We start from the raw sequence: 12,560 nt of genomic DNA, 5'->3' as shown, positions 1-12,560 counted from the left end.
TAAAATTACAGCGAATAGGCCCTGCTACTATAGACAAAATGCCCTCTGATCAGTATAACTATATCCTTATAAAGCGTTTTTTAAAGTGAATTAAAACCATTCCATATGACCAGTACACAACTAAAATTAACTAGCAGCGTATTGATATTCTTATGACTCTAAAAGGTTCCTCATTATGACTTTGCTCTGGATACCCTTGCTATCCTTGATAGGCAGTGTTATTTCCTCATGCACCAGTAAGCTATCGCGTAATAAAAGTACCGGGCTAACTATGTTGGCGCCGTTATTAGCATTAGCTATTGCGTTATACCATACTCCCGCCATTTTTGATGGTGAAGTGATCCGTTATACCATGCAATGGATCCCTGCTCTGGGCATAGAAATAGCATTTCGACTCGACGGCTTAACCTTATTGTTTCTGTACATGATCCTTGGGATTGGTATTTTAGTAATATTTTACTCGCGTTATTATTTAAGTAATGATGACTCAATGGCAAAGCTATTTTGCTATTTAATGCTGTTTATGACCGCGATGATCGGCATTGTGATGTCTAACAATGTGATTCAGCTTTGGTTATTTTGGGAATTAACCAGTATCAGCTCGTTTTTACTCATCAGTTATTGGTGGCACAAATCTGAAGCTCGCAAGGGCGCGCGTATGGCGCTGGCAATCACCGGCGCTGGCGGTCTAGCGCTACTTGGTGGTTTGCTGTTACTTGGTGATATAGTTGGTAGCTACAACCTTGATGTTATTTTAGCCAGCAAAGCACTTATCCAATCCCATGACTTATACGAGCTTGCTCTGGTATTAGTATTGTTGGGTGCTTTTACTAAGTCAGCGCAATTTCCTTTTCACTTTTGGTTACCTCATGCGATGGCCGCACCGACACCTGTTAGTGCTTACTTACACTCTGCCACAATGGTAAAAGCAGGTATCTTTTTACTGGCGCGGATGTATCCGGCACTGGCCGGCACTGAAATTTGGTTTTTATTAGTGGCCTTAACGGGTCTGGCTACCTTATTAGTGGGTGCCTATATTGCCTTATTTAAACACGACTTGAAGGGATTACTCGCGTATTCGACCATCAGTCATTTAGGGTTAATTACTTTATTACTTGGTTTAGACACCGAACTTGCCACTGTTGCGGCGATATTCCATATTATTAATCATGCCACGTTTAAAGCGTCGTTATTTATGGCAACGGGTATTATTGACCATGAAACTGGTACCCGCGATATGCGTAAACTTAACGGTATGTGGCGATTTATGCCTTATACCGCAACGCTTGCTATGGTGGCGGCCGCGGCTATGGCTGGCGTACCATTATTAAATGGTTTCTTATCAAAAGAAATGTTTTTTGCCGAAACGCTGCATCAGCAAGTACTTGGTTCAATGTCGTGGTTAATTCCGGTATTAGCGACCGTTGCGGGTGCATTAGCGGTGGCTTATTCTGCGCGCTTTATTCACGACGTATTCTTTAACGGCGACCCAATAGATCTTCCTAAGCAGCCTCATGAGCCGCCGCGTTATATGCGTGTACCAATCGAAATATTAGTGGTGTTGTGTATTTTAGTGGGTATCTTCCCAGGTTTTGCTGTGAGTGACATTTTAGCTGCCGCCTCACTTGCGGTACTTGGTGAAAGTAAACCAGAATATACATTATCAGTGTGGCATGGTTTTAATTTACCGCTAATGATGAGCTTGATTGCTACGTGCTGCGGGTTATTGATTTACGTGCAGCGTAAACATTTGTTTAAGTTTCAGGCATCACTTCCTAATTTTAATGCTAAGAAAAGTTTTGAGAAAGGCTTATATGCACTTATTCATTGGTGCCAAGGTAAAGTTAAGCATATTGAAAATGGCTCGCTACAACGTTATTTATTTTTAATGTTGTTAGTGGTGTTATTTGCAGCAGGTTGGCCGTTATTTGAAATGCATCAGCTAGCTGGAAGAAGCGAATTAACCCCTGTCGATTTTCATAATGCGATTGGCGCAGGCTTATTGATCATTGGTGCATTTGCGACCGTTATTTGGCATCGTGCCAGAATGATTTCGTTATTAATGATCTCTATTGTTGGTTTAATGGTATCGATTGTGTTTACCCGTTTTTCAGCACCTGACTTAGCCCTGACTCAGTTAACCGTTGAAGTAGTTACCGTTATTTTACTTATGTTGGCACTGTTCTTTTTACCACAGCGTACACCCAAAGAGTCGAGCTCGTTACGCATGCTACGTGACATCGGCTTTTCTGGAGCGATTGGTGTAGTCGTAGCCAGTATTTGCTATGCGTTATTAACGCGTCCGCTTGAGTCAATTTCACAGTTTTTTGTTGCTAACGCTAAAACCGGCGGCGGAGGTACTAACGTGGTAAACGTTATCCTTGTTGACTTTAGGGGATTTGATACCTTGGGCGAAATTACCGTACTAGGTATAGCCGCATTAGGTATTTATAAGTTACTGGTGAAATTACCGTTATTTATGCCGGGCAGTGACGGAGAAGGGCGTCCTTGGGCGCGTGAGCGTCATCCTATATTGCTTGCTAGTATCTCGCAGAGTTTACTGCCGTTGGCACTATTAGTGTCTGCCTATATATTCTTACGGGGTCATAATTTACCCGGCGGTGGCTTTATTGCAGGACTGGTGACATCTATTGCCTTTATTTTACAGTATATGGCACATGGCTCTATTTGGATTTCAGAGCGCTTTGATGTGAACTACCGTAAAATTATTGCTTCGGGCATCGCTATTGCCCTGTTTACAGGCGTTGGTAGTTGGTTCTTCGATAAACCATTTTTAACCACTTGGTTTGATTATTTTGCAATTCCATGGATTGGTAAAACCGAACTTGCCAGTGCCATTGTGTTTGATTTAGGTGTGTACTTAACGGTTGTTGGTGCAACCTTGATGATCTTAGCGACGCTCGGTAAGTTAACAGCCGAGACACCCAAGCAAGAGGTAAATATTTAATGGAAGTATTGTATGCATCCTGTGTTGGGGTATTAGTTGCGTGTGGTATTTATTTAATTTTACGCGCACGAACTTTTCCCGTAGTTTTAGGGCTTACTATGCTCTCTTATGCGGTTAACTTATTTTTGTTTTCTGCTGGGCGCTTAACAATTAACAAAGCTGTGGTACTAGGCACAAACTCCGATTATGCCGATCCGTTACCGCAAGCTTTAGTGTTAACGGCTATCGTTATTGGCTTTGCTATGACCGCTTTTGTAGTGATATTAGCTATTCGTGGTCGAGGTGATTTAGGAAACGACCATGTTGATGGCCATGTGGTTAAGCCTGATAGCAAGGAGTCAAAATGATCCAACATTTAGCTTCATTGCCAATTTTGCTACCGATGTTAGCAGGAATTATTTTACTTTTACCGCCATGTGGTAAAAGCGTCACTATTCGCCGTTATGCGTCAGTGATCATGGCATTAATTACCTTAGCCGCCAGTATATTATTGCTTATTGAAGTCAATAGCAGTGGGGTGGTGGTTTATGCCATAGGTAACTGGAGTGCACCTTTTGGTATTGTACTGGTTGCCGATAAATTAGCGAATCTGCTGGTACTGTTAACCTCTTTTTTAGGTTTAATGGTGGTTTTATATAGTTGTGCGGGTGACGACGAGCAAGGTAGCTTTTTTCATCCTTTAGTGCACTTTTTAGTACTTGGGGTTAATGGCGCATTTTTGACTGGCGACTTATTTAACCTATTTGTATTTTTTGAAGTGTTACTTATTGCTTCTTACGCACTATTAATGCACGCCGGTGATAAACAAAATACTCGTGCAGCGCTCCATTACGTAATACTTAATTTAGTCGGTTCGAGTGTGTTTTTGATTGCCTTAGGTACGCTCTATGGGGTACTTGGTACGCTAAATATTGCTGATATGGCGCAGAAAATGCCGACGCTGACAGGTGATGATATTTTCTTAGCAAAAATTGGTGGCTTGTTATTACTGATTGTTTTTGCTCTCAAAGGGGCGTTATTGCCATTACATTTATGGCTACCTAACACTTATAGTAGTGCTATGCCGGTAGTTGCAGCTTTATTTGCCATTATGACCAAAGTTGGTGTATACGCGATGTTACGTGTGTATACGGTTATTTTTGGTGACGAAGCCGGGTATTTATCGCACATGGTACAGCCGTGGCTATGGGGCTTAGCGCTCGCGACCATTATTATTGGTGCGATAGGAGTGTTAGCCAGCCAGGATTTTCGCCGTTTAATTGCAAACTCTGTGATTATTTCAGTCGGTACGTTAGTGGCGTTAATCGCCATTCAAAACGAAACTGCCACAGCGGCCTTATTGTATTATTTAGTGCACTCAACATTAGTTTGCGCGGTGCTATTTTTAATTGCTGATTTAATTTCGCGCCAGCGTGGTAAAGTCAGTGATAGGCTTGTTGCAGGTAGGGCCGTTGCCCAGCCGTTTTTATTGGGTATTTGCTTTTTAGTTGCAGCACTCGCGGTTATTGGTATGCCGCCATTATCAGGCTTTATCGGTAAAATATGGATTTTGAAAACGACCTTAAATAGTGAACAAGCGTTGTGGTTTTGGCCCATCTATTTATTAGCGAGTTTAGCGTTATTGGTGGCGTTATCACGCGCCGGTACTAGTTTGTTTTGGGATCGCACGCAAAAAGGGGGTGATCCACTAGACGGTGTTAATGCACATCCACTGCAAGTGATCGCAATAATTACTTTACTTGCCTGTTCACCTTTAATGGTCGTATTTGCCGGCCCAATTAGTGACTATATGTTAGCGACGGCCGCGCAATTACATGATATTAGTGGTGGTATTAACAACGTATTGCACAGGGGGCAATAAGATGCGTTTAGAGTCTCGTTTTCGTTGGTTGCCTACGCCTTTTCGCAGCGTACTATTGTTTGTTGTGTGGTTATTATTAAATAACAGTGTGTCTCCTGGGCATTTAGTATTAGCGGCCTTTTTTGCGATTACTATTCCGTGGATCACTTTTCCATTTCGTGAGCCACAACCGTTAATTCTTCGTCCAACCTTAGCCCTTAAACAACTAGTTGTAGTACTTTTAGATATTGTTACGGCTAATGTTCAGGTTGCCTTATTGATCATTGGCCCGGTAAAAAAATTGCGACCTGGTTTTGTTAAAATCCCTTTAGATTTGAAGCATGAGATACCTATTACTATTTTGGCAAGTACGGTATCACTCACACCTGGTACAGTGAGCGCTGAAGTGTATCCGATTCATGAGTCACTTGCAGATGATGACTTTACCACACCGCGTTTTTTATTAATTCATGTGCTTGATTTAGCCGATGAAGAAGCGCTCATCAAGGATATAAAAAAACGCTATGAAGCTCCCTTAAAGGAGATTTTCGGATGTTAGAAATCGTCTTTTTAATCGTTTTTTCGATGATAGGTATTTCGCTATTGCTAAATTTATGGCGTTTACTGGTTGGGCCCTCTGTACCCGACCGTATTTTAGCCCTTGATACAATGTATATTAATAGTATTGCGCTAATTATTTTATATGGCATGAGCATGGGCACTGGGCTTTACTTTGAAGCTGCACTACTTATTGCCATGCTAGGCTTTGTCAGTACCGTTGCGTTATGTAAGTATTTACTACGCGGCGACATAATAGAATAAAAGCTGGGGATAACTGATGTTAAGTGAATGGGTAGTTTCAATTTTTTTATTAATCGGTGGCACATTTATTTTAATCGGCTCTATTGGCCTAATTAAAATGCCTGATTTTTTTATGCGTTTGCACGGCCCAACAAAAGCGACCACATTGGGCATGGCAAGCGTATTAATAGCGGCAATGGTTTACTTTAGTAACAGCCAAGATGGGGTGAGTGTCAAAGAGGTTTTGATCTCGATCTTTTTATTGATCACAGCACCAATCAGCGGTTATATGTTAATTAAGTCCGCTATTCATCATAAGCTAAAAGCTAAAGATGGCACTAAAGGTCTTGATAAGATTAAAGACGATTAGTGTTGCGTTGTTTTTACTAACTATATAAAAGCCGAGTGATTAATTTTACTCGGTTTTTTGCTTTTAGGCTCAGATATACAATACAAAAAGCATATTAAGAGCTTATTAAAAGGGGGTAAGTCACGTATCAGTTGTATGTAAGCTCTGCTGTAGAATATATGTAAATGCCTCTTTGTAACTTTCGAATAAATAGCATTTGCTTTAAATTGTTTGGTAATAACCAACCGCTAATACTTAATAACTTCAAATTATTACGCCATTTGGCAACAAAACTGCCTTTTTTAAGATGCCCCCCTCAAACTTTATAATAAAACAATATGAAAACTAACTTTAGTACTTAATATCAGTTGGTTAGAGTATTTATTTGGATTAAAAAAATACCTACTTTTTATATGTTCAGAGTAGGTTTATGCTGATGATGACTAAAAATATTACTTTTGTCGTCTTTCTACAAAGTGTGTGTCTTGTTTATAAGTTTTAACCTATTGATTTATAATGTTTTATATTTTTATCATAAATGGCTGTTGCTAAAAAGCAACATAAGCTCAGTCTATTTGCTTCTGGTTTTATGAAAATCCTAGCTAAGTGATTGTTTTAAATTACTTTTAAAAACATGGCATCGAAGTTGTAATACCTAACCTGTATTTAGCAAAAACATCGTAAAAGGCTTTAAGCCTAATCGCATAACCCAATGAAGGAATTACATGATGAATACATTTAAATCAACGCTGGTATTAATGGCTTTAGCTTCTTCATCAACGGCTTTTGCAGCAACAGATTTTGACACTTTTGACACAGATTATTAAGCGACAATTACGGTGGCCGGTCTAGCGACAATTATCTTGGCCGGTTGATCTGATAAGGTTCGGTACAGCAGAACGGAGGAGTTCACTGTGCCGGGAACACGAATCACTGATCAGCAGGTCACTATTTATATGAAACATAGAAAACGTAATAGCCAAGTTATCGCGGCTGCGAAAGCAGGTATTTCAGAACGTTCAGCAAGGCGCATTGATAAACTGGATGAGCAGCCATTGTCTAATAAACGCCAATGGCGAACGCGTATAGATCCACTTGAGTCTATCTGGGACAGTATTGTTGTCCCTCTACTTCAAGGTGATGCAACGTTAACTCCGGTGGGAATTTTTGATCACCTTTGCGAGTTTCACACCGACAAATTTAACCCTAGCTCACGGCGTACATTAGAGCGTCGAATTCATAAATGGCGGGCACTGTATGGCTCAAGTAAAGAGGTCGTATTCCTGCAAACACACGAGTATGGCCTATTAGGTATGTGTGATTTTACACATGTGAAGTCACCCGTTACCATTGCTAGTGAACCCTTAAAGCATATGTTGTTTCATTATCGTATGCCCGCCAGTGGCTGGGCTTACGCCCAAGTGATCTACGGCGGTGAAAGCTTTGCTGCTTTTTCTGATGGCGTGCAAAACGCATTTAAAGCAGCCGGCGGTGTGCCTAAAGAAGTGCGTACAGACAGTCTGAGTGCCGCCTATCGTAATCACACTAATGATAACGATTTTACAGAGCGCTTTAATGAATTAGTCACCCATTATGGCTTTAAAGCGACCCGCAATAACCGCGGTATTGCGCATGAAAATGGGGCTATTGAGAGCCCTCATGGGCATCTTAAATCGCAACTGGAGCAAGCATTAAAAATCCGTGGTAGTTATGACTTTCAGACAAGAGAAGTCTATGAATCGTTTGTTGCCGACATTGTAGCTCGCCGTAATCGCCGTGTAAGTGATAAATACGCAGTAGAGCAGCGACAATTACATGCTTTACCACGGACGATGAGCGTCAATTACACCGAGCATTATCTAACGGTGTCACGTACGAGTACTATTTCATTGAAACGTGTTACCTATAGCGTCCCGTCACGCCTTATTGGTAGCCGATTACTGGTTCGTTTATATGACAACCGTTTAGAGCTGCACTATGGCAGCGATTTAGTTCAAACGTTAGCGCGTGTCTATGCTTCTAAAGGATGCCGTGCACGTAATATTAGTTACTTGCATGTTATTGACGCACTGGTTAAAAAACCATTGGCATTTCGCTACTCACAACTACGTGACGACTTACTTCCAAGCGACAATTACAAAGCTATTTGGGAATACGTTAATGCCCACCTTTTAGCGGATGAAGCGAGCTATTACATGGTAAAACTGCTCCATTTAGCAAAACAAAGTGGGTGCGAACGTCAATTAGGACGATTTGTAGCAGCGTCAATTACTCAGCGACAATTACCGGCCATCCGAGAATGTGAAGCGCAATTTTTAGTGATTGCATCAAACATACCCACAATAACAATAAAGCAACACAGCTTGAGCGCTTATAGCAGCATGATACCGGGAGGTCTACATGGATAACTTCACGGCCTCGTTACCTTTAATGCTGAAACAATTAAAGCTTAGCACCATGCTTCAACAGTGGAATACCCTGGGCAAAAAAGCGATAGAAGAACAATGGAGCCCACAGCAATACTTATCTGAGCTGTGCCATATTGAACTTGCGACACGCGATGATAAACGCCTTCAGCGGCTTTTAAAAGATGCAAAATTGCCCGTGGGTAAACACCTTAGCAGCTTCGACTTTACCCTTGTTGATGGGGTTAGTAAGCCCCTTGTTGCTGATTTAATAAATCAGCCGGATTGGTTGAAGCACGGTGGCAATATATTGCTATTTGGCGCCAGTGGTCTTGGTAAAACGCATATCGCCAGTAGTATCGGTTATGGCCTTATCGAGCAGGGCCATAAAGTTAAGTTTGTTGCCGCGTCAGCGATTGTTCAACAACTCCAGCAAGCAAAGCGACATTTACGCTTGCAAGACGAACTTGTAAAGCTCGATAAATACAGCTTATTAATCGTTGATGACGTTGGTTACGTACGAAAAACGGAACAGGAAACGAGCGTGCTGTTTGAATTGATAGCCCATCGCTATGAGCGACACAGCATGATCATCACATCAAACAAATCATTCGAACAATGGGATGAACTATTTGATGATTCAACGATGACTGTAGCGGCAATAGATCGCTTGGTTCATCATGCAACGATTATTCATTGCGAAGGTGAAAGTTACCGACGCAAAACAGCGCTCAATAAGAGCAAATAAAATTCGGTGTCAACCGGCCAAGATAATTGACGCGGAACCGGCCAAGTTAATTGACGCTAGATACACAGATGGCGATGGCGTAATTAGCCAAGCTGAGGCATCAATTGACAGTGAACTCATGAGTCAGTTTACAGAGCTTGATACCGACCAAAACGGCGAACTGTCAGAAGATGAGTTTTCTAAGGCGTAAGCCTTACAAGGTTTATGCTCTGCGATATTACTTAAATTCTGAGTTGCCAAAGACAACCTAATTAGGCAAGGAGCCTATTAAAGAGAATAACCAGGATGTGGCGAGTACCGCAGAGCAAATTTTTAGTTAAAGCACGGAAATTATTTAAGGATTAAATTATGATAAAGCTGCAATCTATTCTTGTACTTACAGCCTTGGTTTCATCATCAGTCGTATTTGCAAACACTGATTTTGAGACACCTAATTTAGACGATAATGTATCAATTAGCCAATCAGAAACATCGGTAGCTGAGTCATTTGAACAACTTAAAAATATGGATGTTCATAGGCGTGATGGTTTTACAGAAAATGATTTTTTTGAATATTAATTTTGCTTTTCCTTTGGCTCTTAAAGGATTTTTAAAAAAGACTTTTATCTCTAATCAGGTTAAAAACCTAAGGAATTAATTATGAAAACACTAGGGGCTGTTGATCTTTGTAGTACATATATCAATCAGCCCACATTGGTAGCCACATCATAGTAAATGCTAAAGCGAGCATTGAATGATAATTTCGTTCAAGCTTTTCATACCGCGTGGCTATCCCTCTATATTGCTTAATACGGCCAAATGCATTCTCAACCAAGTGCCGATATTTGTACATGCACCAGTCAATATCTTCATTGCCTACTAAACTGTTGCCCTTACGTGGAATAACGGGTGTAGCGTTATTATCACGAACAAACGCTCTCAGTTTTTCACTGTCGTAGCCTTTATCTGCGACAACCATATTACTTGTTGGGCAATTAGCTACGAGTGACTCTGCATGGACGATATCATGCGTATTCCCACAGGATAATTCATAATAAACAGGCAACCCTCCGCTATCGACTGCAAGATGAATTTTCGTAGAATTTCCACCTCGGCTCTTTCCAATTGATTCATTGTCAGCAGTTCTTGCACCGCAACTATGTTGATGAGCCCTGACAATACTGCCATCAATGAAGACCCAATCCATGTCCGCATCACGAGATAATGCGCGAAACAGTTCATTCAAAATCCCTTTTTTGGACCATAAATTAAACCGTCTGTAGATAGCACTCCAACGGCCAAAATCAGAAGGTAAATCTCGCCATGGAATACCTGTGCGCATCTTATACAGTATGCCTTCGAGCGTTTTTCTATGGTTGGGCTTATTATAAATTCGACCACTTAAGTACATTACTTTTGATAAGACATTCCATGTCCCGTCTGTTAACATTAATCTTGGCATGTAGGTTCGGTGTAAAGTTTTCTGGCGAATTCAATTATACCTTATCTTCATGCTGTTTGTTTTTCATACCACAAAGATCAACACGCCCTAAATAAAACACTAGCACTTGTAGCACTTGTGTCTTCTTCAGCTGCTTTTGCTGCGGTTGACTTTGCTTCTTTTGATGCAGACGGTGACGGCGTCATTTCTCAAAGCGAAGCGCAAGTAAATCAGCAGTTGGTGCAGATATTTGATGATTTAGATGTAGATGGAAATGGTGAGCTTTCTAAAGAAGAATTCTCAAAAGTTCAATAAATAAGTAAAGACTTAAGCCATGTGGCTTTAGCTAAAAAATCATACTCACAAAGCAGCTTAGTAGTTAATACTTAGCTGCTTTTTTGTGCGTAAGGAATACTATTTTATAATTTTGTCACCAAAGTAGTGCACAGTATTTACGTTCTTATCTTAAAGCTCTGATTATTATAACTATTAACTTTTGGTTTTAAACTTGCAACATCATCTGAAACCTCTGTTTATGAGTATAAAAAAAATGGCGAGAATGAGTTATATCAGCAGTGTAGAACGCTATCATGAATACGAGAGTGTTATTCATAGCTTGCTAACGTCTATTTTAATAAGCATTGAAGATGGGCTAACCAAAGAGCGAGATACGTGTTATTTAGTCAGGCAATATCCTTTTCTAGAGTTGCAATACTGTTTAAACGATAAGGGGCAACAACAGGGTAACAATGTATGCTTTAAACGTGCTTATAGGAAAAAGCTTGCTACATCAGGTAACCAGCAAGATTTAAGCAAGCGCCCTTACTTTTTACAAGCACAAAGAAGTACGGCGGTGTGTTTTACCGATCCTTATATTTCTATTGCCACTAATCACTTATGTATATCAGCTATTAAAGAAATAAAAACTCCTATAAATCACCAGTGTTATTTAGTGATTGATGTGTCTTTAACGCAATTAATAGAGTTTTTGATGGGTGACAGCGCGCGCGCAAATATGACTCCTTATTTTAAGGCTGGTTACGGCGTTATAGTAATGTGCTTATTTTGCTTGGTACTGTATTTACTTAGTATAGTATTTAGTGACATTTATTCATTGCTTACTAATAAAGAGATCGGCTCTGACCCACTCGAACCATTTAGTATTATTATTTATATCACCCTCGCATTGGCTGTTTTTGATCTAGGCAAAACCATACTAGAAGAAGAAATTTTGATGCATAAAGATATATTTCGGCATTCTTCTACCCGGCGTACAATCACACGGTTTATTTCAACAGTATTAATTGCGATATCAATTGAAGCATTACTTACGATGTTTAAAGCGGCGTTAGGGCAGTCAGAGTATCTAATGCCTGCAATAGCTATGATGCTTGCCGTCGTTGGATTATTAATAGCACTCGCTATTTATGTTTACCTAGGCGCAAAAGCAGAAATATTATTAATGCGAGCACGCTTAATGCAAAAATCCTCCAAATAGGAGGATTTTATTTTTACGTTGAAATAAGCTTAAATTATTCTTAAATTTAAGCTTATTTCCTATCTTCAGTGCGTTTAGTTTTAAAATCAGACTCGCTAGTCCATTTTGGCCAATCGTCATTATTAGCAAGCTGAGTTGCTATATCAATAATTATATTTATATCCTGCTTAACGCCGCCTAATGACCAATCAGGTGAGTAATCGTCACCTTCTTTATGATATTTATTAGCAATATAATCTGGGTCGGTATCGCCAAGGCTCATAAATAATAAACTTGGTACGCCTTGTTTAGCGAGAGAGAAGTGATCAGATCTGAAAAACAGACCATTTTGCGGGCGAGGATCCATTTTAACTACACGACCCTGTTTTTTTGCCGCTTTGGCTAGGTAAGTTTCCATCTCTGATAAACCCTGACCGTATTGTAAAATATAATCAGTGCTATCAAGTACATTCATACCATCAATATTTAATAAACCAACAATTTGTTTTGTAGGTACAACGGCACCAGATGCAAATTGATCTGAACCATCAT

General features: G+C 40.2%; 13 protein-coding genes and 2 pseudogenes. 13 read left to right on the top strand and 2 right to left on the bottom strand.

Going from position 1 to position 12,560, the window contains the following annotated elements; all coding sequences use genetic code 11:
- The first annotated feature begins 175 nt into the window (after nucleotides 1-175).
- From ACT3S9_RS10540 to ACT3S9_RS10490, 11 genes and pseudogenes are all read left to right on the top strand, one after another.
- Nucleotides 176-2,968, top strand: coding sequence for a monovalent cation/H+ antiporter subunit A (locus ACT3S9_RS10540; protein ID WP_441835979.1), 2,793 nt, complete (start codon nucleotides 176-178; stop codon nucleotides 2,966-2,968).
- Nucleotides 2,968-3,315, top strand: coding sequence for a Na+/H+ antiporter subunit C (locus ACT3S9_RS10535; protein WP_441835978.1), 348 nt, complete (start codon nucleotides 2,968-2,970; stop codon nucleotides 3,313-3,315). Before ACT3S9_RS10540 ends, ACT3S9_RS10535 begins: the two co-directional genes overlap by 1 nt.
- The gene (locus tag ACT3S9_RS10530; protein WP_441835977.1) at nucleotides 3,312-4,829 is read left to right on the top strand and encodes a monovalent cation/H+ antiporter subunit D; all 1,518 of its coding nucleotides are present in this window, start codon (nucleotides 3,312-3,314) and stop codon (nucleotides 4,827-4,829) included. The genes ACT3S9_RS10535 and ACT3S9_RS10530 overlap by 4 nt, the downstream gene beginning before the upstream one ends.
- A gap of 1 nt (nucleotide 4,830) precedes the next feature.
- The gene (locus tag ACT3S9_RS10525; protein ID WP_441835976.1) at nucleotides 4,831-5,367 is read left to right on the top strand and encodes a Na+/H+ antiporter subunit E; all 537 of its coding nucleotides are present in this window, start codon (nucleotides 4,831-4,833) and stop codon (nucleotides 5,365-5,367) included.
- Entirely contained in the window at nucleotides 5,361-5,630 is a 270-nt protein-coding gene (locus ACT3S9_RS10520) for a K+/H+ antiporter subunit F (protein WP_441835975.1), read from the top strand. The genes ACT3S9_RS10525 and ACT3S9_RS10520 overlap by 7 nt, the downstream gene beginning before the upstream one ends.
- Nucleotides 5,631-5,646: 16 nt before the next feature.
- Nucleotides 5,647-5,979, top strand: coding sequence for a Na+/H+ antiporter subunit G (locus tag ACT3S9_RS10515; protein WP_441835974.1), 333 nt, complete (start codon nucleotides 5,647-5,649; stop codon nucleotides 5,977-5,979).
- 707 nt (nucleotides 5,980-6,686) lie between these two features.
- Nucleotides 6,687-6,779: pseudogene (locus tag ACT3S9_RS10510) on the top strand (calmodulin); the annotation flags it as partial.
- 93 nt (nucleotides 6,780-6,872) lie between these two features.
- Nucleotides 6,873-8,366 carry an IS21 family transposase gene (gene istA, locus ACT3S9_RS10505; protein ID WP_443490040.1) on the top strand — a complete coding sequence of 498 codons (1,494 nt, stop codon included), beginning with the start codon at nucleotides 6,873-6,875 and terminating at the stop codon, nucleotides 8,364-8,366.
- Entirely contained in the window at nucleotides 8,359-9,111 is a 753-nt protein-coding gene (istB, locus tag ACT3S9_RS10500; RefSeq protein ID WP_208835222.1) for an IS21-like element helper ATPase IstB, read from the top strand. The genes istA and istB overlap by 8 nt, the downstream gene beginning before the upstream one ends.
- Nucleotides 9,068-9,301: a hypothetical protein gene (locus ACT3S9_RS10495; RefSeq protein ID WP_444751114.1), complete on the top strand. Its 234-nt coding sequence runs from the start codon at nucleotides 9,068-9,070 to the stop codon at nucleotides 9,299-9,301. The genes istB and ACT3S9_RS10495 overlap by 44 nt, the downstream gene beginning before the upstream one ends.
- 158 nt (nucleotides 9,302-9,459) lie before the next feature.
- Nucleotides 9,460-9,669 (top strand): calmodulin, encoded by a 210-nt coding sequence (locus ACT3S9_RS10490; protein WP_441993728.1) that lies wholly within the window; start codon nucleotides 9,460-9,462, stop codon nucleotides 9,667-9,669.
- 121 nt (nucleotides 9,670-9,790) lie between these two features.
- Here the strand turns inward: ACT3S9_RS10490 and ACT3S9_RS10485 are convergent, their stop codons facing one another.
- On the bottom strand, nucleotides 9,791-10,552 hold the full coding sequence (locus tag ACT3S9_RS10485; protein ID WP_089367531.1) for an IS5 family transposase: 762 nt from the start codon (nucleotides 10,550-10,552) through the stop codon (nucleotides 9,791-9,793).
- A gap of 117 nt (nucleotides 10,553-10,669) precedes the next feature.
- Between ACT3S9_RS10485 and ACT3S9_RS10480 the strand changes: the two genes are divergently transcribed.
- On the top strand, nucleotides 10,670-10,846 hold the full coding sequence (locus ACT3S9_RS10480) for a calmodulin (RefSeq protein WP_444750934.1): 177 nt from the start codon (nucleotides 10,670-10,672) through the stop codon (nucleotides 10,844-10,846).
- A gap of 235 nt (nucleotides 10,847-11,081) precedes the next feature.
- A complete protein-coding gene (locus ACT3S9_RS10475) occupies nucleotides 11,082-12,029 on the top strand; it encodes a general glycosylation pathway protein (protein ID WP_444751108.1) in 948 nt (315 codons plus the stop codon).
- Between the two features lie 52 nt (nucleotides 12,030-12,081).
- Here the strand turns inward: ACT3S9_RS10475 and ACT3S9_RS10470 are convergent.
- Nucleotides 12,082-12,555, bottom strand: a pseudogene (locus ACT3S9_RS10470) (M28 family peptidase); the annotation flags it as partial.
- Nucleotides 12,556-12,560 lie beyond the last annotated feature (5 nt).

The sequence above is a fragment of the Pseudoalteromonas sp. AOP31-A2-14 genome, from assembly GCF_052378035.1.
Taxonomy (GTDB): domain Bacteria; phylum Pseudomonadota; class Gammaproteobacteria; order Enterobacterales; family Alteromonadaceae; genus Pseudoalteromonas.
This window is presented reverse-complemented; position numbering and strand designations above follow the sequence as displayed.

Excerpts from the sequence above, each read along its gene's own strand:
- ACT3S9_RS10540 (WP_441835979.1), top strand. The coding sequence starts at position 176 with ATGACTTTGCTCTGGATACCCTTGCTATCCTTGATAGGCAGTGTTATT.
- ACT3S9_RS10535 (WP_441835978.1), top strand. The coding sequence starts at position 2,968 with ATGGAAGTATTGTATGCATCCTGTGTTGGGGTATTAGTTGCGTGTGGT.
- ACT3S9_RS10530 (WP_441835977.1), top strand. The coding sequence starts at position 3,312 with ATGATCCAACATTTAGCTTCATTGCCAATTTTGCTACCGATGTTAGCA.
- ACT3S9_RS10525 (WP_441835976.1), top strand. The coding sequence starts at position 4,831 with ATGCGTTTAGAGTCTCGTTTTCGTTGGTTGCCTACGCCTTTTCGCAGC.
- ACT3S9_RS10520 (WP_441835975.1), top strand. The coding sequence starts at position 5,361 with ATGTTAGAAATCGTCTTTTTAATCGTTTTTTCGATGATAGGTATTTCG.
- ACT3S9_RS10515 (WP_441835974.1), top strand. The coding sequence starts at position 5,647 with ATGTTAAGTGAATGGGTAGTTTCAATTTTTTTATTAATCGGTGGCACA.
- istB (WP_208835222.1), top strand. The coding sequence starts at position 8,359 with ATGGATAACTTCACGGCCTCGTTACCTTTAATGCTGAAACAATTAAAG.
- ACT3S9_RS10490 (WP_441993728.1), top strand. The coding sequence starts at position 9,460 with ATGATAAAGCTGCAATCTATTCTTGTACTTACAGCCTTGGTTTCATCA.
- ACT3S9_RS10485 (WP_089367531.1), bottom strand. The coding sequence starts at position 10,552 with ATGCCAAGATTAATGTTAACAGACGGGACATGGAATGTCTTATCAAAA.
- ACT3S9_RS10475 (WP_444751108.1), top strand. The coding sequence starts at position 11,082 with ATGGCGAGAATGAGTTATATCAGCAGTGTAGAACGCTATCATGAATAC.